This is a genomic window from Paraburkholderia denitrificans (assembly GCF_042655705.1).
Lineage (GTDB): Bacteria > Pseudomonadota > Gammaproteobacteria > Burkholderiales > Burkholderiaceae > Paraburkholderia > Paraburkholderia denitrificans.
Map to the genome: position 1 here is coordinate 690,439 of NZ_JBHSMP010000013.1, position 19,851 is coordinate 710,289.

Consider the following 19,851-nt stretch of genomic DNA (forward strand, 5'->3'; position numbering starts at 1 on the left):
ATTCTGCGTGGGACCAGAGTAAGTGCTAAAGCACTAACTCTGGTCGACAGGAGCCAAAAATGATTTTGATTGCGATGGGCGTGTCGGGAGCAGGCAAGACACGCATTGGCGAGTTGCTGGCCGAGCGCCTGCACTGCAGCTTCACCGATGGCGACGCGTTCCACAGCGCGGCCAACAAGAAGAAGATGCACGACGGCATTCCGCTCACCGACGACGACCGCTGGCCATGGCTGCGCACCATCCGCGCGGCCATCGACGAGAAGCAGCGCGCGCACGAAACGGCCGTGTTCACGTGTTCGTCGCTCAAACGTTCGTACCGTGACATCCTGCGCGGCGCCGACCGCGACGTGTGCTTCGTCTATCTGAAGGGTACCTTCGAGGTGCTGCACGCGCGGCTTGGAGCGCGTACCGGACACTTTTTCGATCCGTCGCTGTTGCAAAGCCAGCTCGATACGCTGGAGGAGCCGGGCGCCGAGGAGGCCATCGTGGTCAACGTGGAACTCACGCCCGAGCAGATCGTCGATGAAGTCATGAAGCAACTGGCAACGCGCGGCACGCAAGCCTGAAGCGGTTCGCGCAGCGGTAAACGAAAAAAGCGCTCGACGAATCGAGCGCTTTTTTATTGCCGCAAGGTCGACTGAGCCGACCGCGGCAGGGATGTGCTTGAGAAACGCGCTTACGAAATACGCTTCGCGAGTTCGACCGCCTTGCCGACGTACGACGCGGGCGTCATCTCGAGCAGACGCTTTTTCGCGTCTTCCGGAATCGCGAGGCCGCTCACGAACGTTTGCAGCGCTTCGCGCGTAATGCCCTTGCCGCGCGTGAGTTCCTTCAACTGCTCGTACGGATTCTCGATGCCGTAGCGGCGCATCACCGTCTGCACCGGCTCGGCGAGCACTTCCCACGTCGCGTCGAGGTCGTCGTTCAGACGTTGCGGGTTCACTTCGAGCTTGTCGAGACCGCGGATCAGCGCGTCGTAGGCGAGCAGCGAGTAGCCGAACGCGACGCCGATGTTGCGCAGCACCGTCGAGTCGGTCAGGTCGCGCTGCCAGCGCGAGACCGGAAGCTTGTCGGCGAGGTGGCGCAGCGTGGCGTTCGCGAGGCCGAGGTTGCCCTCGGAGTTTTCGAAGTCGATCGGGTTGACCTTGTGCGGCATCGTCGACGAGCCGATCTCGCCGGCCTTCGTGCGCTGCTTGAAATAGCCGACCGAAATGTAGCCCCACACGTCGCGGTCGAGGTCGAGCAGGATCGTGTTCGCACGCGAGATGGCGTCGAACAGTTCGGCCATGTAGTCGTGCGGCTCGATCTGGATCGTGTACGGATTGAACGTGAGCTTCAGGCGTTGCTCGACGACTTCCTTCGAGAACGCTTCCCAGTCGAATTCCGGGTACGCCGAAAGGTGCGCGTTGAAGTTGCCGACCGCGCCGTTCATCTTGCCGAGCAGCTCGACTTTCTCGATGCGCTCGATGGCGCGCGCGAGGCGTGCGGCGACGTTGGCGATTTCCTTGCCGAGCGTGGTCGGGCTGGCGGGCTGGCCGTGCGTGCGCGACAGCATCGGTTGCGCGGCGTGCGCATGTGCGAGCGCAACGAGGCGCTGATGCACCGAGCGCAGCGCGGGCAGGATCACGTGTTCGCGCGCGCCCGCGAGCATCAGGCCGTGCGACGTGTTGTTGATGTCCTCGGAGGTGCAGGCGAAGTGGATGAACTCGCTCGCGCGCTCCAGTTCCGGTTGCCCCTTCACCGATTCCTTGAGCCAGTATTCGACGGCCTTCACGTCGTGGTTCGTCACCCGCTCGATGTCCTTGATGCGCGCGGCGTCGTGCGCCGTGAAGTTCGCGGCGAGCTGGAGCAGGAACTGCTCGGACGCTTCGGAAAAGCGCGGCATTTCCGCGAAACCGGCGTGCGAAAGCGCGATCAGCCAGTGGATCTCCACCGTCACGCGGTGGCGCATGAACGCGGCTTCTGAAAGCCAGTCGCGCAGCGCTTCGGTTTTCGAGGCGTAGCGGCCGTCGAGCGGAGAGAGCGCGGTGAGCGCAAAGAGGGTATCGGGACGGGTGTCGGACATGATGGGGACGTAACGGCGGAGGTTACGCTCGCTAATGGTCAGATGACGGTCAGATGAAGGCCAGATGCAAGACGGCGGGAACCGCGTATTTTATCACCACGCCCCGGGCGGCCGGAGCGCGCCGGGCCGCCCGGCTGCGCCTTGCGTTCCGCTGCGTTCCGCTGCGTCCCTTCGTGTCCCTTCGTGTCCCTTCGTGTCCCTTCGTGTCCCGTTGCGTCACTTCGCGTCCCAGCGTGTCCCTTGGTGTCGGCCTGATGCAAGACGGCGCAGTCGAGCCCCTGACGTGCGCCGGTGGGCCTAGAATGCGGACTTTACGTTACCGGCACCGCAATTCGCATGGAACTCAAATGGCTCGAAGACTTCGTTTCGCTGGCGGAAACGCATAGCTTCAGTCGCTCCGCCGAACTGCGGCACGTCACGCAGCCGGCGTTCTCGCGACGCATCCAGGCGCTCGAAGCATGGCTCGGCACGGAATTGATCGATCGTTCCGTCTACCCGACGCGCCTCACGGCCGCGGGCCAGGTATTCAACGAGCAGGCGCTCGCGATGCTCTCGCAGTTCCACGAGGCGCGCACGCTGCTGCGCGGCCACACGACAGCGCCCGCGGCGACGATCGAATTCGCCGTGCCGCACACGCTTTCGCTCACGTATTTCCCGAGCTGGCTGCTGCGCCTCGAAGGGAAGCTCGGCCGCATCCACACGCGCCTGCGCGCGCTCAACGTGCACGACGCGGTGCTTTCGCTCGTCGAGGGCGGCTGCGATCTCGTGATGGGCTATCACCATCCGAGCCATCCCGTGACGCTCGATCCCGCGCGCTACGACACGCTCACGCTCGGCATCGAATCGATCAGTCCTTACTCCGCCGTGCAGCGCGCCGGCCGCGCGCGTTACACGCTGCCCGGCACGCCGGACGCGCCCACGCCCTATCTTTCGTACACGCCGAACGCCTACCTCGGCCGCATGACCGAGGTGATCATCGGCAACGCGCCGACGCGTCTTTATCTGGACCGAGTCTACGAAACCGACATGGCCGAGGGGCTCAAGGCGATGACGCTCGCGGGCCATGGCATTGCGTTCCTGCCGAGCAGCGCGGTGGAGGACGCCGTCGCGGAGGGCCATCTGATCCGGCTCGACCGCGCGACGCGCGGCACGCCCGGCGGGCAGTTCACGCTCGACATGGAAATCCGCCTCTACCGCGACAAGCTCGCCGCGCCGGACGAAGCGCGCCGCGCGCTTGTCGGCGGCGTGTGGGACGCGGTGCGCGAGGAACTCGCGAAGGGCGGGTGACAAGCGGATAACAAACCGGACAACAAACCGGTGAAGCCAACGAAACCATAAGCTCGCACGCGCAACACACTTTTTCGCTTTGCGAACGTTATGCACGAAACGCATAACGGGATGATCAAACGGCATTGGATTTCGTGTGGGCCTTTTCTGACAATGGCACCACCTGTTCGACGTCGGAGCGTTCATGTCATCGCAAATGCAGTCTGCAGCACCTTCATCGGTTCCTTCCTATCTCCAGGCCGACAACCTCGGCCCCTGGGGCAACTACCTGCGCCAGGTCGATCGCGTCGCGCCGTATCTCGGCTCGCTGTCGCGCTGGCTCGAAACGCTCAAGCGCCCGAAGCGCATTCTGATCGTCGACGTACCCATCGAACTCGATAACGGCACCGTCGCGCACTTCGAAGGCTATCGCGTGCAGCACAACGTCTCGCGCGGTCCCGGCAAGGGCGGCGTGCGTTATCACCAGGACGTCACGCTGTCCGAAGTGATGGCGCTGTCCGCATGGATGTCGGTGAAGAACGCTGCTGTGAACGTGCCGTACGGCGGTGCGAAGGGCGGTATCCGCGTCGATCCGCGCACGCTCTCGCGTGGCGAACTCGAGCGCGTGACGCGCCGCTACACGAGCGAAATCGGCATCATCATCGGACCGAACACGGACATTCCCGCGCCGGACGTCAACACGAATGAGCAGATCATGGCGTGGATGATGGACACGTACTCGATGAACCAGGGCCAAACGGCCACGGGCGTCGTGACCGGCAAGCCCATCGCGCTCGGCGGCTCGCTTGGCCGCCGCGAAGCGACGGGCCGCGGCGTGTTCGTCGTCGGCAGCGAAGCGGCGCGCCGCAAGGGCATGTCGATCGAAGGCGCACGCATCGCCGTGCAAGGTTTCGGCAACGTGGGCGGTATCGCTGCGCGTCTGTTCCAGGAAGCCGGCGCGCGCATCGTTGCAGTGCAGGATCACACCGGCTCGCTCCACAAGAGCAGCGGTATCGACTCGGCCGCGCTGCTCGAGCACGTCGCGAAGACGGGTGGCGTGGCGGGCTTCGCTGGCGCCGATGTCCTCTCGAACGACGAGTTCTGGACCATCGAGACCGACATCCTGATCCCGGCCGCGCTGGAAAACCAGATCACCGAGAAGAACGCGGCGAAGATCCGCACCAAGATCATCGTGGAAGGCGCGAACGGCCCGACCACGACGGCAGCCGACGACATCCTGCACGACAAGGGCGTCCTCGTGATCCCGGACGTGGTGGCGAACGCAGGCGGCGTGACCGTTTCGTACTTCGAGTGGGTGCAGGATTTCTCGAGCTTCTTCTGGACCGAAGCGGAGATCAACGAGCGTCTCGAGCGCGTGATGCGCGAAGCGTTCGCCGCGGTCTGGCAAGTGTCGAGCGAGCAGGGCGTATCGATGCGTACGGCAGCGTTCATCGTTGCGTGCAAGCGCATTCTGATGGCGCGCGAACTGCGCGGCCTGTACCCCTGATCGGAACGACGCGGGTGCGCTTGCACCCGCTGCTTGCGCAGTAGTCAAAAGCGGACGGGACCTTGGCGGGGCCGTCCGCTTTTGCGTTTCCGGAAGGCGCGCCACGCTCCGCGCCGCCGGACGCTGCCGTCAGGGTTCTGGTTAATGCTTTCAAAATGATTACTTTGCTACACTGGGTGCGTTTCTCGCACAGGAGAGCAAAATGAACATCAAGAAGGTTGCGCTCGTTTGCGCTACGCTCGGGTTTGTCGCCGCGGGCGCCCAGGCCCAGGATTCCGGCACGCTCAAGAAGATCAAGGACACCGGCGTCATCACGCTCGGCCACCGCGAATCGTCGATTCCGTTTTCGTACTACGACGACAAGCAGAACGTGATCGGCTACTCGCAGGACTACGCGCTGAAGATCGTCGATGCGGTGAAGCAGAAGCTCAACATGCCGAACCTGAAGGTCAAGCTCGTGCCGGTCACGTCGCAGAACCGGATTCCGCTGGTGCAGAACGGCACGGTGGACTTTGAGTGCGGCTCGACCACGAACAACGCCGAGCGTCAGCAGCAGGCCGCGTTCTCGAACACCATCTTCGTGATCGGCACGCGCCTCATGGCGAAGAAGGAAGCGGGCATCAAGGATTTCCCCGACCTGAAGGGCAAGACCGTCGTCACGACGGCAGGCACGACGTCCGAGCGTCTTTTGCGCAAGATGAACCAGGACAAGAGCATGGGCATGAACATCATCAGCGCGAAGGACCACGGCGAGTCGTTCCTCACGCTCTCGACGGGCCGCGCGGTCGCGTTCATGATGGACGATGCGCTGCTCGCGGGCGAGCGTGCGAAGTCGAACAATCCGGGCGATTTCGTGATTGTCGGCACGCCGCAGTCGCGTGAAGCTTACGGCTGCATGATGCGCAAGAACGATCCCGAGTTCAAGAAAGTGGCCGACGACGCCATCGCGAAGATCCAGACCTCGGGTCAAGGCGAAGTCATCTACAAGAAGTGGTTTGAGTCGCCGATTCCGCCGAAGGGCCTCAACCTCAACTTCCCCCTTAGCGACGACATGCGGGCGCTGTTCAAGAACCCGAACGACAAGGCGATCGAATAGGCGTCGCCAGTCCGCTACTCCTTTATTCCGCTAGCCGGTTTTTTAACCGGTTCTTGACCGGATTTTGGTGCGGAGCGGAAGAAGCACCGCTTCTTCCGCTCTTCTCACGGGAGACGCTTCATGTCCTACCACTGGAACTGGGGCATTCTGCTCAGCCCGGTCTCGACTGGCGAGCCCACCACCTATCTCGGGTGGCTGATCTCGGGCTTGTGGGTCACGGTCACCGTATCGCTCTCCGCGTGGGTGATCGCGCTCGTCGTGGGATCGCTCTTCGGCGTGCTGCGCACGGTGCCGAACAAATGGGCAGCGGGCGCGGGCACCGTCTATGTCGCGGTGTTTCGCAACATCCCGCTGATCGTCCAGTTCTTCGTCTGGTATCTCGTGATACCGGAACTGGTGCCGCCGTCGCTCGGCAACTGGTTCAAGCAATTGCCGCCCAACGCGCAGTTCTTTTCATCGTCGATCATCTGTCTTGGCCTCTTCACCGGCGCGCGCGTGTGCGAGCAGGTGCGCTCGGGCATCAACGCGCTGCCGCGCGGCCAGCGCGCCGCCGGTCTCGCGATGGGCTTCACGCAATGGCAGACCTATCGCTACGTGCTGTTGCCGGTCGCCTACCGCATCATCGTGCCGCCGCTCACGTCCGAGTTCCTCAACATCTTCAAGAATTCCGCCGTGGCGTCGACGATCGGCCTGCTCGATCTGTCCGCGCAGGCGCGCCAGCTCGTCGACTACACGTCGCAGGCCTATGAGTCGTTCATCGCGGTCACGCTCGCGTATGTCCTGATCAATCTTGTCGTCATGGCGTTGATGCGCTGGGTCGAAGGGCGGAGCCGGCTGCCGGGCTACATCGGAGGCAAGTGATGCATCATTTCGACTGGAGCGGCATTCCGGGCGCGCTGCCGACCTTGTGGACCGGCACGATCGTCACGTTCAAGATCACGCTGTGCGCGATCGTCGTGGGCATTCTGTGGGGCACGCTGCTCGCGCTCATGCGCCTTTCGGGCGTCAAGCCGCTCGAATGGTTCGCGAAGGGCTATGTGACGGTGTTCCGCTCGATTCCGCTCGTGATGGTCCTGCTGTGGTTCTTCCTGATCGTGCCGCAAGTGCTGCAAAGCGTGCTCCATCTTTCGCCCGATATCGATATCCGGCTCGCATCGGCGATGGTGGCGTTCTCGCTCTTCGAGGCGGCTTATTATTCGGAGATTATTCGCGCCGGCATTCAGGCCGTGTCGCGCGGGCAGGTGAACGCGTCCTTCGCGCTCGGCATGCGCTACGGCCAGGCGATGCGGTTCATCGTGCTGCCGCAGGCGTTTCGTGCGATGGTTCCGCTGCTGCTCACCCAGGCCATCGTCCTCTTTCAGGACACCTCGCTCGTCTACGTGATCAGCCTCGCGGACTTCTTCCGCACGGCGGCGAACATCGGCGACCGTGACGGCACGACTGTCGAGATGGTACTGTTCGCGGGCGCCTGCTATTTCGTCATTTGCGTGGTCGCGTCGGGCCTTGTGAAAGGCTTTCAGAAAAAGGTCGCAAGATGATTTCAATCAAGAACGTTTCGAAGTGGTACGGTCATTTTCAGGTGCTGTCCGACTGTACGACTGAAGTGAAGAAAGGTGAGGTCGTGGTTGTATGCGGGCCGTCGGGCTCGGGCAAGTCGACGCTCATCAAGACCGTCAATGGCCTGGAGCCGTTCCAGCAGGGCGAGATCCTCGTGAACGGCCAGAGCGTGGGCGACAAGAAGACCAACCTGTCGGCGCTGCGCTCGAAAGTGGGCATGGTGTTTCAGCACTTCGAGCTGTTCCCGCACCTCTCGATCACCGAAAACCTCACGCTCGCGCAAATCAAGGTGCTCGGCCGCAGCAAGGACGAGGCGACCGAGAAGGGCATGAAACTGCTCGACCGCGTGGGCCTGCGCGCGCATGCGGAGAAGTTTCCGGGCCAGCTTTCGGGCGGCCAGCAGCAGCGCGTGGCGATTGCGCGCGCGCTCTCGATGGACCCGATCGCGATGCTGTTCGACGAGCCGACATCGGCGCTCGACCCCGAGATGATCAACGAGGTGCTCGACGTGATGGTCGAACTCGCACAGGAAGGCATGACGATGATGTGCGTGACCCACGAAATGGGCTTTGCGAAGAAGGTCGCGCATCGCGTGATCTTCATGGACCAGGGGGCTATCGTCGAGGACGACCGCAAGCAGGATTTCTTCGCGAATCCGAAGTCGGATCGCGCGAAGGATTTTCTCGCGAAGATCCTGCACTGAGTGTTGCACCAGACGTTGCATCAAGCGTTGCGCTGAAACGAAGAACGCCGCGCGGGCCATCGGCCCACGCGGCGTTTTGCTTTGCTTTGTTTTGCGTTGCAGCGGACGCTAGTCGCCCCAGGTCTGCATCGCGGCAGCGGTTGCGATGTCCACGGTCTTGCTGTCTGGCGGCGCACAGGGCGCGCTCGCCGAGGCATCCGTCGACGGATTCTTCAGCTTGTCGAGCACACTCTGCGGTACCGGCACGCGCGCCTGCGCGACCACGTCGCCGTGCTGGAACATCAGCAGATCGCCGGGTGCGAAGCGCGTCCAGACTTCGTTGTCGGTGAGCGGCGAGGTCGCGATCACCGCGACGCAGTCTTCCGGCGTCGTGTAATTCGCGAAGTCGATGGAGACGTCGGCGTCGACGAGATGCGCCGTCGAGAACGGCCAGCGGCGCACGAGGTAGTAGAGATGCGTCGAGCAGTGCGCGAAAAGCGCCTGGCCGTTCGACATCAGAAAATTGAACACGCCGAACTGCGTAATGTCGCGCGTGAGCGATTCGAGCGCCGCAAAGAGTTCGTCGAGCGGCGGCTGCGAACCCGGGAACGCCTTGCGCAACCCTTCCAGCAGCGCGCAGAACGCGAGTTCGCTATCGGTCGTGCCGACCGGATGATAGACACCCGACATCGCCGGATTGAAGTCCTGCAGATCGCCGTTGTGCGCGAAGATCCAGTGGCGGCCCCACAGTTCGCGCATGAACGGGTGGCAGTTCTCGAGCAGGATATGCCCTTGCGTGGCCTTGCGGATATGGGCGATGGTGTTGCGCGACTTGATGGGGTAGCGCTTGACCATTTCGGCGATCGGCGAGCGCGCGGACGCTTCGTGGTCGATGAAGAGGCGGCAGGCCTTGTCTTCGAAGAACGCGATACCCCAGCCGTCGGCGTGGTGATCGGTGACGCCGCCGCGCGCCGCGAATCCGGTGAAGGAGAACGTGACGTCCGTCGGCGCGGCGCAGTTCATTCCGAGAAGTTGGCACATATCTGATGCGTGGTACGGCGGGGCGTGGCGACCAGCGTGGTTGTCTGGCCGCCCGGTACAATAACGATTTTCCAAGCATATCACCCGGCTGCGGCTCGCGGGCCTTCCTTTTGGGGGCGCGGCTGCGCGGCATCGATCGCCATGAACGCTCCTTCTCCGACGACCCTCACGCTCACCCGCCCCGACGACTGGCATCTGCACGTTCGCGACGGCGCCATGCTCGCGGCGGTGCTGCCGCATACCGCGCGCCAGTTCGGCCGCGCGATCATCATGCCGAACCTGAAGCCGCCGGTCACGACGACCGGGCAGGCCGCAGCGTACCGCGCGCGCATTCTGGCTGCGCTGCCCACGGGCATGCGCTTCGAGCCGCTGATGACGCTCTATCTCACCGACAACACGCCGCCCGAGGAAATCCGCCGCGCGCGCGAAAGCGGCTTCGTGCACGGCGTGAAGCTGTATCCGGCGGGTGCGACGACGAACTCCGACGCGGGCGTGACCGACATCCGCAAGTGCGCGCGGACGCTGGAAGCGATGCAGGAAGCGGGCATGCCGCTGCTCGTGCACGGCGAGGTGACGAACGCCGACATCGACCTGTTCGACCGCGAGAAGGTCTTCATCGACCGCGTGATGACGCCGCTGCGCCGCGACTTCCCGGCGCTCAAGGTCGTGTTCGAGCACATCACGACGAAGGACGCCGTCGACTACATCCGTGCCGACCACGCCGCGCCGGGGCTGCTGGGCGCGACGATCACGGCGCATCACCTGCTGTACAACCGCAACGCGATTTTCCAGGGCGGCATTCGTCCGCATTACTACTGTCTGCCGGTCCTCAAGCGCGAGACGCATCGCGTGGCGCTGGTCGAGGCGGCGACCTCGGGCGATGCGCGCTTCTTCCTCGGCACCGATAGCGCGCCGCATCCGAAGGGGCTGAAGGAGCACGCGTGCGGCTGCGCGGGCTGCTACACGGCGCTGCACGCGCTCGAACTCTACGCAGAGGCGTTCGACAACGCGGGCGCGCTCGACAAGCTCGAAGGCTTCGCGAGCTTCTACGGTGCGGACTTCTACGGTCTGCCGCGCAGCGCCGAAACGGTGACGCTGCGCCGCGAGGCATGGACGCTGCCCGCCGAAGTGACGGCGGGCGACACGCCGGTCGTGCCGCTGCGCGGCGGCGAATCGATCGGCTGGAAGCTCGTCTGAGCGTGAGCGCCGACGCTCCGGCGGGCGGCGCGGCCCGCCGCAGTCTTCCCGCTGCCGGATTTGCCGATATCGATTGGGCGCGCCCGTGGTTCGCCCAGCATGAGGCGCGCGGGCGGCGCTGGCAGCAGGCGGCGCTCGCCGGTTACGACCGCTATCTCGACGCGCTGAATGCCGATGCGCGCGCGTGCGCGCAGTCAACCGGGCGCGGGCAGCCGCTCGCGTTCATCGTCCAGGACGATCTGCCCGAGGGCAGCGCGTACGAGGCGCACATCGCGGCGACGGGCTGCGTGCCCACGCGCCACAACCTCCACGACTTCTTCAACGCGCTCGCCTGGTTTGCGTTTCCGCGCATCAAGGCGACGCTGAACGCGCGCCAGTCGGCGGCAATCGACGTGCTCGGCGTCGGTCCGACGCGCGGCGGCGTGCGCGACGCGCTCACGCTCTTCGACGAGAACGCGGTGCTGTTCGTGTGCGCGGACGAGCCGATGGCGGCGGCGCTGCGCGGTTTCGACTGGCGCACGCTGTTCGTCGCGAACCGCGCGCGTTGGGGCACGCACTGCGAAGTGCGCGTATTCGGCCATGCGCTGCTCGACAAATTGATCGCACCGTACGCGGCATGCACGGCGCACGCATGGGTAGTCGAGGCGCCGCCGGAGTATTTCGGCTGGGCGCGTGAAGCGCGCGATGCGTGGCTCGACGAAGCGGTGAGCGCGACGCTTGCCGCCGCCGCGAACCTGACCAGCCGCAGTTTTTCGCCGCTGCCGGTGCTGGGCATTCCCGACTGGTGGCCGCAGAACGAAGACGCGGCGTTCTACGACGACACTTCCGTGTTTCGGCCGGGCCGCCGTGGGGGCTAGTGTGGGGACTGGTGTCGGCGGCAGGCGTCGTCGCGCCGCTTCGGCACCCTGCGCGCGGCGCGTCGCGCCGTGCTAATATCGCCCCTCGCAAAGCAGGCCAGGCAGTCGCGGCTTTGGCGGTTCCGGCAGTATTGGAATCGCCGGAGGCGAGGAAAGTCCGGACTCCACAGGGCAGGGTGATGGCTAACGGCCATCCGTGGCAACACGCGGAACAGGGCAACAGAGAACAGACCGCCGATGGCCCGGCTTCGGCCGGGATCAGGTAAGGGTGAAACGGTGCGGTAAGAGCGCACCGCGGCTACGGCGACGTAGACGGCACGGCAACCTCCACCCGGAGCAATTCCAAGTAGGCAGGCGCGCATCTTCGCGATGCAGGACGGGGCCCCCGTCTCGTCTGCGGGTAGGAAGCTTGAGCGCGTCAGCAATGGCGCGCCTAGAGGAATGGCTGCCACGCGCCCGGCGCCGAAAGGCGGCGGGTGTGCACAGAATCCGGCTTATCGGCCTGCTTTGCCGTCCTCATTACGCAAAAAAAGCCGGCGCGGTTCAATCACCGCGCCGGCTTTTTTTCTGCAAATGCGCTCGCGAGCGCACGGCCACTCAGGCCTCGACGATTTCGAACGTGTGCGTGATTTCGGCCGTTTTGCTGAGCATGATCGACGCCGAGCAGTACTTGTCGTGCGACAGCTTGACCGCACGCTCGACCGTCGCCGGATTCAGGTTCTTCCCCGTCACGGTGAAGTGAAAGTGGATCTTCGTGAAGACCTTCGGGTCTTCATTCGCACGCTCGGCCTTGAGCGTCACGTTGCAACCGCTGACTTCCTGGCGGCTCCGCTTCAGGATCAGGACCACGTCGTAGGCCGTGCAGCCGCCTGCGCCGACCAGCAGCATTTCCATCGGACGCGGCGCCAGGTTGTGGCCGCCGCCGTCCGGCGCGCCGTCCATGTTGACGAGGTGGCCGCTGCCCGTCGCGGCTGCGAACGCCATGCCATCCCCTCCCATCCAGCTCACTTTGCATTCCATGCGCGTGCCTCCGACCAGTATCTTCGATTCAGACGGAATTGTAGCCCGCACGCCGTGCGCTCGCCCGGGGCTGCATGCGGGCGGCGGCGTGCGCGGTCTGACAGATCAGGGCGGCGCGAAATCCTGAGAGTCTGCTGGATTCCCCTGGAAGCGTTAGGGGCTTATCGCCGACATCGGCATGTCATGTACGGCCTGAACTGATGTAAGTGCATGATTCTTAATTAAATCATGAGTGCGCAGCAGCTGGTATTTCATTCCGCATTATGGTGTTATATTTTGCAATGCGGTTTTCCTTGCGCCGCTTAGGGTTGACCCGTATAATTCAGCCCATTGGTTGTCGTCCTCGATGACACCTCAGCATGTCTCCTCCACCCTCCTCAAAAGGTGGATTAAGCCCGAACATCGCGTTCGGGTTTTTTTTCGCCTTGGCGCTTTTACCCAGGCTCTTCGCCCACGCGTTCTGCCTGAGCCGACGCCGTATTCCGCGCTGCATCCCGTTCAGGCGCACATATTTTGACGTCCGGATAATTTTCCCTTTATAATCCAAGGTTTCCCGCATTCATGCCCACGGGGAGAAACAGGGAGAGCCTGCGCCGACGCCAACGAGCGTCACCACACAAGCAGGACCAAATCAGGGCACAGCATATTTTTTGGATCGATCATGAAGACGTTTTCCGCAAAAGCCCATGAGGTGACGCGCGAATGGTACGTGATTGACGCGACGGATAAGGTTCTCGGCCGTGTCGCCAGCGAAGTGGCACGCCGTCTTCGCGGCAAGCATAAGCCTGAGTTCACCCCGCACGTCGACACCGGCGATTTCATCATCGTCATCAACGCCGGCAAGCTGAAGGTCACGGGCAACAAGACCACCGACAAGAAGTACTACCGTCACTCGGGCTACCCGGGCGGCATCTATGAAACGACGTTTGGCAAAATGCAGGAACGCTTCCCGGGCCGCGCGCTCGAGAAGGCGGTCAAGGGCATGCTGCCGAAGGGTCCGCTCGGCTACGCGATGATCAAGAAGCTGAAGGTCTACGCCGACGCAACGCATCCGCACTCGGCTCAACAGCCGAAGGCGCTCGAGATCTAAGGGGAGCCCACATGATCGGTAACTGGAACTACGGTACGGGCCGCCGCAAGAGCGCCGTCGCTCGTGTCTTCATCAAGTCGGGCAAGGGCGAGATCGTCGTCAACGGCAAGCCCATCGCCGACTATTTCTCGCGCGAAACCTCGCTGATGATCGTGCGTCAACCGCTGGAACTCACGAACCACGGCCAGACGTTCGACATCAAGGTCAACGTGACCGGCGGCGGCGAAACCGGCCAGGCCGGCGCAGTTCGCCACGGCATCACCCGCGCGCTGATCGACTACGATGCGACCCTCAAGCCGGCTCTGTCGACCGCAGGGTTCGTCACGCGTGACGCACGTGAAGTCGAGCGTAAGAAGGTCGGCTTCCACAAGGCACGCCGTCGCAAGCAGTTCTCGAAGCGTTAATCGCTTGGGCGTTGCGCGCCTCGCGCAGCGTTGCTGCTACAAAAAGCCGCCAGTGCGTCATGCGCCGGCGGCTTTTTCGCTTTCTGGGCCACCGCGCAGGGCCGCCGTGCGTGTTTTGTGCGTGTTTGGCGTGCGTTTTAAGGAGAGGGCCTCTTGACTCTGTGGGCTTAAGCACGATATTGGGAACAGCCCTACAATAGCGGTTAAAGCCTTTTTGGAGAGTTCGAATGAGCGCTGTCACCGAAACCCCCGTGACCGAAATGCCCGGTCCCTTCGTTTTCACCGACGCGGCGGCTGACAAGGTCAAGCAACTGATCGACGAAGAAGGAAACCCGGAGCTGAAGTTGCGCGTATTCGTGCAGGGCGGCGGCTGCTCGGGCTTCCAGTATGGCTTCACGTTCGACGAAGCAATCAACGACGACGACACCGTCATGAACAAGAACGGCGTCCAGCTGCTGATCGATTCGATGAGCTATCAATACCTCGTCGGCGCCGAGATCGACTACAAGGACGATCTGAACGGCGCGCAATTCGTCATCAAGAACCCGAACGCGAACACCAGCTGTGGTTGCGGCTCGTCGTTTTCTGTCTGAACGAAAGCGTCACAGCGAAAGCGTCACTGCATGAAAAACGGGGCATCAAGCCCCGTTTTTATTTGTGCCGCGTATCGGCGTATCGACGTAGCTGCGTGCGCGCTGGCGATCAGCGCGGATAAATCGCACCGAGCACGCGTTCGCCCGCGGCGCCCGTCACGGAAGCGAGATTGCCGGGTTCGCGCGCGAGACAGCGCATTGCGAGCCACGCAAACGCGAGCGGCTCCACCTGATGCGGCGGCACGCCGAGCGCATCGGTCGTCGCGACCTGCACGCCGTTCGCGCCGACCGTCTCCAACGCGCTTTGCAGCGCCGCCATCAGCACCGGATTGCGTGCGCCGCCACCGCATACGTACACGGCGCGGCAGTCGGCAGCGTGACGTTCGATCTCGCGCGCCACGCTCACGGCGGTCAGCGCGACGAGCGTCGCTTGCACGTCGGCGGGAGCGAGCGCCTCGAAGCCCTTGAGCTTCGCATCGAGCCACGGCGCGTTGAACAGATCGCGCCCCGTGCTTTTCGGCGGCTGCTGCGCGAAGTACGGTTCGTCGAGCAACGCGTCCAGCAGCGGCTGGCGCACGGCGCCGCTTGCGGAGAAGTGGCCGTTATCGTCGTAGGGCTTGCCGAGATGGCGCTCCGCCCACAGATCGAGCAGCGCGTTCGCCGGGCCGCAATCGAAGCCGCGCACTTCACCCGTCGCCGGCAAAATCGTGATGTTGCTGATTCCCCCCAGATTGCAGACGACGCGCGTGTCTTCGCCCGAACCGAACACCGTCGCGTGAAACGCGGGCACGAGCGGCGCGCCCTGGCCGCCGGAGGCGACATCGCGGCGGCGGAAATCGGCGATCACGTCGATATGCGTCAGTTCGGCGAGCAGCGCCGGATTCTGGATCTGCACCGTGTAGCCTTTTTCGGGGCGGTGCCGCACCGTTTGTCCATGTGCGCCGATCGCGCGGACGTCGTCGGCGGCGAGATTGCCCGCGCGCAGCAATTCGTGGCAGCACACGGCGTAGCGCGCCGCGAGTGCGTTGCCGGCCAGCGCCTCACGCTCGATTTCATTTTCGCCCGGCTGTTGCAGCGAAAAGAGCGCCTCGCGCAAATTGTGGGCGAAGGCAACGAACGCCTCGGCCAGCACGACCGGCCGCTTGCCCTGCTCGAAGCGCACGGCGACGCCGTCCACGCCATCCATGCTCGTGCCCGACATCAGGCCGAAATACACGCCATCTGCGGGGTTTGCGCTTTCTTTTCGCGCATCGCGTAGTCCCACGTCGTGCTCCTCGTTGATTGCGATGTCCGTTTCGTGGCGTCGATTATCGGCGCATTGGCGCTTGCACGTAAGACAAGGCGATAACCCGGGCGACAACCCGGACGAAGCTTTTAACAGGGCGCAGGCGCTGAAACATCGGGGACGTCGCTCGAATCACGTAAAATCGCGCTCTACACCTGACTTTACGATCGAAGCATGAGCACCGAGTCCCCGAATACCCCCGCCTTTCCGGTCACCGACGAGGTTCGTCACGCGCTCGCCGTCACGAAGCGCGGCGTGGATGAACTGCTGATCGAAGAAGAATTCCTGCAGAAACTCGCGAAGAGCGCCGCCACCGGCAAGCCTCTGCGCATCAAGCTCGGTCTCGATCCCACGGCGCCCGATATCCACATCGGCCACACCGTGGTGCTCAACAAGATGCGTCAGTTGCAGGATCTCGGTCACACCGTGATCTTCCTGATCGGCGACTTCACCTCGCTGATCGGCGACCCGTCGGGCCGCAACGCGACGCGTCCGCCGCTCACGCGCGAGCAGATCGAATCGAACGCGAAGACCTACTTCGAACAGGCCGCGCTCGTGCTCGACCGCGACAAGACCGAGATCCGCTACAACAGCGAATGGTCGATGCCGCTCGGCGCCGACGGCATGATCAAGCTCGCTTCGCGCTACACCGTTGCGCGTATCCTCGAACGCGAAGACTTCACCAAGCGCTTCCAGAACGGCGTGCCGATCTCGATCCACGAGTTCCTGTACCCGCTGATGCAGGGCTACGACTCGGTTGCGCTCAACGCCGACCTCGAACTCGGCGGCACCGACCAGAAGTTCAACCTGCTCGTCGGCCGCGAACTGCAAAAGCAGTACGGCCAGGAGCAGCAGTGCATTCTCACGATGCCGCTGCTCGAAGGCCTCGACGGCGTCGAAAAGATGTCGAAGTCGAAGAACAATTACATCGGCATCAGCGAGAAGCCCAACGACATGTTCGGCAAGCTCATGAGCATCTCCGACGTGCTCATGTGGCGCTACTTCGAGCTGCTGTCGTTCCGTCCGATGAGCGAAATCGAAGGGTTCCGCCGCGAAGCCGGGGAAGGGCGCAATCCGCGCGACTTCAAGGTGATGCTTGCGCAGGAAATCGTTGCGCGTTTTCACTCGCAGGCGGATGCCGAGCATGCGCTCGAAGACTTCAATCACCGCGCGAAGGGCGGCGTGCCCGACGACATTCCTTCGGTGACGCTCGCCGGTGCGCCGCTCGCGATCGGCCAGTTGCTCAAGCAGGCGGGCCTCGTGCCGTCGACGAGCGAAGCGCTGCGCAACATCGAGCAGGGCGGCGTGAAGATCGACGGTGCGACCGTGTCCGACAAGGGCCTGAAGGTCGAGGCGGGCGAGTTCGTCGTGCAGGTGGGCAAGCGCCGTTTCGCACGCGTGACGCTGACCGCGTGATGATGTTGCACCCGCAACCGATGGGCCACGCGGGCCGCACGGACCGCGCGCACCAGCGGGAGCGCGCGCGATGATTGCCCTGATCCAGCGCGTGCGCCGCGCCGACGTGCGCGTCGACGAGCGCGTGACAGGCTCGATCGGCCAGGGGCTGCTCGCGCTTGTCTGCGCCGAGCGCGGCGACACCGAGGCTCAAGCTGACAAGCTGCTCGCGAAGCTGCTCGGCTACCGCGTGTTCAGCGATGCGGCCGGCAAGATGAATCTTCCGGTGCAGAACATCGACGGCAACGGCACGGCGGGTGGCCTGCTGCTCGTCTCGCAGTTCACGCTTGCCGCCGACACCAACAGCGGCCTGCGCCCGAGCTTCACGCCCGCCGCGCCGCCCGAGGAAGGGCGCCGGCTGTTCGAATACTTCGTCGCCGCGGCGCGTGCGAAGCATCCGGTCGTCGAGACGGGCGAATTCGGCGCCGACATGCAAGTGTCGCTCGTCAACGATGGCCCGGTGACCTTCTGGCTGCAAGTCTGCAACTGAGTTTTCCCGGTTTTTCCGGTTTCCCCTGGCTTTGGCCCTTCACCGCGCGCGCCGCTCCATGACCACGCAAATCCTCTTCATCCGACACGGCGAAACCGACTGGAACCGCATCAAGCGTATCCAGGGGCACATCGACATTCCGCTCGCGAACAGCGGTATCGAGCAGGCGCAGCAGCTCGCCGTGCGCATCGCCGCCGAGGCGCAAGCCGGAGCGCGGCTCGATGCGGTCTGGTGCAGCGACCTGATGCGCGCGCAGCAAACCGCGCAGCCGCTAGCACAGGCGCTGCATCTGCCGGTGCAACTGGCGCCGGGATTGCGCGAACGGCACTACGGCGCGTTCCAGGGCCACGACAGCGACGAGATCGCCGCGCGCTTTCCCGACGAGTACGCACACTGGCAAACGCGCGACCCGGGCTTCACGCCGCCCGAGGGCGAATCGCAGCGCGCGTTCTACCATCGCGTGCTGCACGCGCTCGAACCGCTGATCGCCGCGCACCCGGACGGACGTATCGCGGTTGTCACGCATGGCGGCGTGCTCGACTGCGTCCATCGCTTTGCGCAGGGCCTGCCGCTCGATGCGCCGCGCAACTGGCCGCTTCTCAATACGAGCGTGAACGTCGTCGATTTCGAAACCGATGGCTATGTCACGCAGGCACGCGTCGTGGCCTGGGCCGATGTCGCGCATCTGGGCGGCGCGAGCGCCGACGACGGCTTCAGGCGCGCGATCTAACCGGGCCTTGACCCGTGCCGCCCCGTACCGCCGGTACCCCGTAAGCCTCACGCATCGGGCATAAGCGCCGTCGTCGCGTGCGATGCCGATCTCGTTATCGGCATCAAGCCCTCTCACCTCTTTCTTGCGTCCCCTTTCTAATCGCCAACCCGAAACCGGAATTGGCTGATACCATTCTTCCCACCTTTGCGCCGCTGCGGCCTTTGGGCGCTGCGACGCCGCTTTACCAGCGGTTTCGCGGGCCGGCCGCGCGTTGAAGAGGACGCGCGCGTGTCGTGCCGCGGCGCGCAAAGGGCTACATGAAAGTTGGTTCCAGAAAAAACGCAGGAGATTTCAATGACGTTCAAGTTTCACAAGCTGCTGCCTGTCAGCGCCGCAGTCGTTGCACTCGCGACGATGTCCGCCTACGCATCCGCCGACCAGATCGTGAAGATCGGCCACGTCGGCCCGCTCACCGGCGGCTCGGCCCACCTCGGCAAGGACAATGAAAACGGCGCGCGTCTCGCTATCGAAGAGATCAACGCGAAGGGTCTCACCATTGGCGGCCAGAAGATCACGCTGCAGCTTGACGGCCAGGACGACGGGGCCGACCCGCGCCAGGCGACCCAGGTGGCGCAGAAGCTCGTCGACGACAAGGTCGTTGCCGTGATCGGCCACCTGAACTCGGGCGCTTCGATTCCGGCTTCGAAGATCTACAGCGATGCAGGCATCGTGCAGATCTCGCCGTCGGCGACCAACCCGGCCTACACGCAGCAAGGTTTCAAGACGACCTTCCGCGTCGTCGCGACCGACGCGCAGCAAGGTCCGGCACTGGCCAACTACGCAGGCACGGCGCTGAACGTGAAGACCGTCGCGGTGATCGACGACTCGACCGCTTACGGCCAGGGCCTCGCGAACGAGTTCGAGAAGACCGCCAAGGCGCGCGGCATCAAGGTGCTGTCGCATGATGCGACGAACGACAAGGCCGTCGACTTCCGCGCGATTCTCACGAAGGTCAAGGGCGAGAACCCCGACGCGATCATGTTCGGCGGCATGGACGCCACCGGCGGCCCGTTCGCCAAGCAGGCGAAGCAACTGGGCCTGCGCGCGAAGATCCTCGCGGGCGACGGCGTCTGCACGGAAAGCCTCGCGAATCTCGCGGGCGCGGCGGCCGACAACGTCGTGTGCTCGCAGGCCGGCATGGCGCTCGAACGCATGGACGGCGGCGCGGCGTTTTCGGCGAAGTACGCGAAGCGCTTCGGCCACGCGATCGAATTCGATGCACCGTTCACGTATGACACGGTGTACATCATCGTCGACGCGATGAAGCGTGCGAATTCGACCGATGCAGCGAAGATCCTCGCAGCGATCCCGACGACCGACTACAAGGGCGTGATCGGCGAAACGACGTTCGATTCGAAGGGCGACCTCAAGCACGGCGTGATCTCGCTGTACAACTACAAGGCAGGCAAGAAGACGCTGCTCGACGTGGTGAAGATGTAATTCGCCGCGCGCCGTAAGGCGCGACAGGCACGAA

Annotated in this window: 20 protein-coding genes and 1 other RNA gene; 17 read left to right on the top strand and 4 right to left on the bottom strand. The window is 63.9% G+C overall.

Annotation, left to right across the window (positions count from 1 at the left end; translation table 11 throughout):
- Window positions 1-59 precede the first annotated feature (59 nt).
- Window positions 60-566 carry a gluconokinase gene (locus ACFPTO_RS12670; protein ID WP_377711676.1) on the top strand — a complete coding sequence of 169 codons (507 nt, stop codon included), beginning with the start codon at window positions 60-62 and terminating at the stop codon, window positions 564-566.
- A 110-nt stretch (window positions 567-676) separates the two neighbouring features.
- Here the strand turns inward: ACFPTO_RS12670 and purB are convergent, their stop codons facing one another.
- Window positions 677-2,065, bottom strand: coding sequence for an adenylosuccinate lyase (gene purB / locus ACFPTO_RS12675; RefSeq protein ID WP_296652116.1), 1,389 nt, complete (start codon window positions 2,063-2,065; stop codon window positions 677-679).
- 336 nt (window positions 2,066-2,401) lie between these two features.
- Between purB and ACFPTO_RS12680 the strand changes: the two genes are divergently transcribed.
- The 6 genes from ACFPTO_RS12680 (at window position 2,402) to ACFPTO_RS12705 (ending at window position 8,194) form a co-directional block, all read left to right on the top strand.
- The gene (locus tag ACFPTO_RS12680) at window positions 2,402-3,352 is read left to right on the top strand and encodes a LysR family transcriptional regulator (protein WP_377711677.1); all 951 of its coding nucleotides are present in this window, start codon (window positions 2,402-2,404) and stop codon (window positions 3,350-3,352) included.
- Between the two features lie 184 nt (window positions 3,353-3,536).
- Window positions 3,537-4,838 (top strand): Glu/Leu/Phe/Val family dehydrogenase, encoded by a 1,302-nt coding sequence (locus ACFPTO_RS12685; RefSeq protein WP_377711678.1) that lies wholly within the window; start codon window positions 3,537-3,539, stop codon window positions 4,836-4,838.
- Window positions 4,839-5,040: 202 nt separating this feature from the next.
- Window positions 5,041-5,934: a glutamate/aspartate ABC transporter substrate-binding protein gene (locus ACFPTO_RS12690; RefSeq protein WP_377711679.1), complete on the top strand. Its 894-nt coding sequence runs from the start codon at window positions 5,041-5,043 to the stop codon at window positions 5,932-5,934.
- Window positions 5,935-6,054: 120 nt separating this feature from the next.
- Entirely contained in the window at window positions 6,055-6,795 is a 741-nt protein-coding gene (locus ACFPTO_RS12695) for an amino acid ABC transporter permease (RefSeq protein ID WP_377711680.1), read from the top strand.
- On the top strand, window positions 6,795-7,472 hold the full coding sequence (gene gltK / locus ACFPTO_RS12700; RefSeq protein ID WP_377711681.1) for a glutamate/aspartate ABC transporter permease GltK: 678 nt from the start codon (window positions 6,795-6,797) through the stop codon (window positions 7,470-7,472). Before ACFPTO_RS12695 ends, gltK begins: the two co-directional genes overlap by 1 nt.
- The gene (locus ACFPTO_RS12705; RefSeq protein WP_293035147.1) at window positions 7,469-8,194 is read left to right on the top strand and encodes an amino acid ABC transporter ATP-binding protein; all 726 of its coding nucleotides are present in this window, start codon (window positions 7,469-7,471) and stop codon (window positions 8,192-8,194) included. The genes gltK and ACFPTO_RS12705 overlap by 4 nt, the downstream gene beginning before the upstream one ends.
- A 108-nt stretch (window positions 8,195-8,302) precedes the next feature.
- On the opposite strand, the gene ACFPTO_RS12710 is transcribed toward ACFPTO_RS12705, so the two are convergent.
- Window positions 8,303-9,214: a class II glutamine amidotransferase gene (locus ACFPTO_RS12710; RefSeq protein WP_377711682.1), complete on the bottom strand. Its 912-nt coding sequence runs from the start codon at window positions 9,212-9,214 to the stop codon at window positions 8,303-8,305.
- 141 nt (window positions 9,215-9,355) lie between these two features.
- Here ACFPTO_RS12710 and pyrC point away from each other — a divergent pair, with 141 nt between their 5' ends.
- The 3 genes from pyrC to rnpB all read left to right on the top strand — a co-directional run bounded on the left by pyrC (window position 9,356) and on the right by rnpB (window position 11,781).
- The gene (gene pyrC, locus ACFPTO_RS12715) at window positions 9,356-10,411 is read left to right on the top strand and encodes a dihydroorotase (protein ID WP_377711683.1); all 1,056 of its coding nucleotides are present in this window, start codon (window positions 9,356-9,358) and stop codon (window positions 10,409-10,411) included.
- A 2-nt stretch (window positions 10,412-10,413) separates the two neighbouring features.
- On the top strand, window positions 10,414-11,268 hold the full coding sequence (locus ACFPTO_RS12720; RefSeq protein WP_377711684.1) for a DUF3025 domain-containing protein: 855 nt from the start codon (window positions 10,414-10,416) through the stop codon (window positions 11,266-11,268).
- 89 nt (window positions 11,269-11,357) lie between these two features.
- An RNA gene (gene rnpB / locus ACFPTO_RS12725) (RNase P RNA component class A) lies at window positions 11,358-11,781 on the top strand.
- Between the two features lie 84 nt (window positions 11,782-11,865).
- Here the strand turns inward: rnpB and ACFPTO_RS12730 are convergent.
- Window positions 11,866-12,288: an OsmC family protein gene (locus ACFPTO_RS12730; protein WP_377711685.1), complete on the bottom strand. Its 423-nt coding sequence runs from the start codon at window positions 12,286-12,288 to the stop codon at window positions 11,866-11,868.
- A gap of 661 nt (window positions 12,289-12,949) precedes the next feature.
- Between ACFPTO_RS12730 and rplM the strand changes: the two genes are divergently transcribed.
- The 3 genes from rplM (at window position 12,950) to erpA (ending at window position 14,375) form a co-directional block, all read left to right on the top strand.
- Window positions 12,950-13,378: a 50S ribosomal protein L13 gene (gene rplM / locus ACFPTO_RS12735; RefSeq protein ID WP_296652147.1), complete on the top strand. Its 429-nt coding sequence runs from the start codon at window positions 12,950-12,952 to the stop codon at window positions 13,376-13,378.
- Between the two features lie 11 nt (window positions 13,379-13,389).
- Window positions 13,390-13,782 (top strand): 30S ribosomal protein S9, encoded by a 393-nt coding sequence (gene rpsI, locus ACFPTO_RS12740; protein WP_293035550.1) that lies wholly within the window; start codon window positions 13,390-13,392, stop codon window positions 13,780-13,782.
- Between the two features lie 227 nt (window positions 13,783-14,009).
- On the top strand, window positions 14,010-14,375 hold the full coding sequence (gene erpA / locus ACFPTO_RS12745) for an iron-sulfur cluster insertion protein ErpA (protein WP_377711686.1): 366 nt from the start codon (window positions 14,010-14,012) through the stop codon (window positions 14,373-14,375).
- Window positions 14,376-14,484: 109 nt separating this feature from the next.
- Here the strand turns inward: erpA and ACFPTO_RS12750 are convergent, their stop codons facing one another.
- Entirely contained in the window at window positions 14,485-15,639 is a 1,155-nt protein-coding gene (locus ACFPTO_RS12750) for an anhydro-N-acetylmuramic acid kinase (protein WP_377711687.1), read from the bottom strand.
- A 195-nt stretch (window positions 15,640-15,834) separates the two neighbouring features.
- Here ACFPTO_RS12750 and tyrS point away from each other — a divergent pair, with 195 nt between their 5' ends.
- From tyrS to ACFPTO_RS12770, 4 genes are all read left to right on the top strand, one after another.
- Complete coding sequence (gene tyrS / locus ACFPTO_RS12755; RefSeq protein WP_377711688.1) at window positions 15,835-17,076, top strand: tyrosine--tRNA ligase; 1,242 nt, start codon at window positions 15,835-15,837, stop codon at window positions 17,074-17,076.
- Between the two features lie 70 nt (window positions 17,077-17,146).
- On the top strand, window positions 17,147-17,605 hold the full coding sequence (gene dtd, locus ACFPTO_RS12760; RefSeq protein WP_377711689.1) for a D-aminoacyl-tRNA deacylase: 459 nt from the start codon (window positions 17,147-17,149) through the stop codon (window positions 17,603-17,605).
- Window positions 17,606-17,663: 58 nt separating this feature from the next.
- The gene (locus tag ACFPTO_RS12765) at window positions 17,664-18,335 is read left to right on the top strand and encodes a histidine phosphatase family protein (protein ID WP_377711690.1); all 672 of its coding nucleotides are present in this window, start codon (window positions 17,664-17,666) and stop codon (window positions 18,333-18,335) included.
- A gap of 336 nt (window positions 18,336-18,671) precedes the next feature.
- Window positions 18,672-19,817: a branched-chain amino acid ABC transporter substrate-binding protein gene (locus ACFPTO_RS12770; protein WP_377711691.1), complete on the top strand. Its 1,146-nt coding sequence runs from the start codon at window positions 18,672-18,674 to the stop codon at window positions 19,815-19,817.
- Window positions 19,818-19,851 lie beyond the last annotated feature (34 nt).

Coding starts and splice junctions, on each gene's coding strand:
- ACFPTO_RS12670 (WP_377711676.1), top strand. CDS start 60: ATGATTTTGATTGCGATGGGCGTGTCGGGAGCAGGCAAGACACGCATT.
- purB (WP_296652116.1), bottom strand. CDS start 2,065: ATGTCCGACACCCGTCCCGATACCCTCTTTGCGCTCACCGCGCTCTCT.
- ACFPTO_RS12680 (WP_377711677.1), top strand. CDS start 2,402: ATGGAACTCAAATGGCTCGAAGACTTCGTTTCGCTGGCGGAAACGCAT.
- ACFPTO_RS12685 (WP_377711678.1), top strand. CDS start 3,537: ATGTCATCGCAAATGCAGTCTGCAGCACCTTCATCGGTTCCTTCCTAT.
- ACFPTO_RS12690 (WP_377711679.1), top strand. CDS start 5,041: ATGAACATCAAGAAGGTTGCGCTCGTTTGCGCTACGCTCGGGTTTGTC.
- ACFPTO_RS12695 (WP_377711680.1), top strand. CDS start 6,055: ATGTCCTACCACTGGAACTGGGGCATTCTGCTCAGCCCGGTCTCGACT.
- gltK (WP_377711681.1), top strand. CDS start 6,795: ATGCATCATTTCGACTGGAGCGGCATTCCGGGCGCGCTGCCGACCTTG.
- ACFPTO_RS12705 (WP_293035147.1), top strand. CDS start 7,469: ATGATTTCAATCAAGAACGTTTCGAAGTGGTACGGTCATTTTCAGGTG.
- ACFPTO_RS12710 (WP_377711682.1), bottom strand. CDS start 9,214: ATGTGCCAACTTCTCGGAATGAACTGCGCCGCGCCGACGGACGTCACG.
- pyrC (WP_377711683.1), top strand. CDS start 9,356: ATGAACGCTCCTTCTCCGACGACCCTCACGCTCACCCGCCCCGACGAC.
- ACFPTO_RS12730 (WP_377711685.1), bottom strand. CDS start 12,288: ATGGAATGCAAAGTGAGCTGGATGGGAGGGGATGGCATGGCGTTCGCA.
- rplM (WP_296652147.1), top strand. CDS start 12,950: ATGAAGACGTTTTCCGCAAAAGCCCATGAGGTGACGCGCGAATGGTAC.
- rpsI (WP_293035550.1), top strand. CDS start 13,390: ATGATCGGTAACTGGAACTACGGTACGGGCCGCCGCAAGAGCGCCGTC.
- erpA (WP_377711686.1), top strand. CDS start 14,010: ATGAGCGCTGTCACCGAAACCCCCGTGACCGAAATGCCCGGTCCCTTC.
- tyrS (WP_377711688.1), top strand. CDS start 15,835: ATGAGCACCGAGTCCCCGAATACCCCCGCCTTTCCGGTCACCGACGAG.
- dtd (WP_377711689.1), top strand. CDS start 17,147: ATGATTGCCCTGATCCAGCGCGTGCGCCGCGCCGACGTGCGCGTCGAC.
- ACFPTO_RS12765 (WP_377711690.1), top strand. CDS start 17,664: ATGACCACGCAAATCCTCTTCATCCGACACGGCGAAACCGACTGGAAC.
- ACFPTO_RS12770 (WP_377711691.1), top strand. CDS start 18,672: ATGACGTTCAAGTTTCACAAGCTGCTGCCTGTCAGCGCCGCAGTCGTT.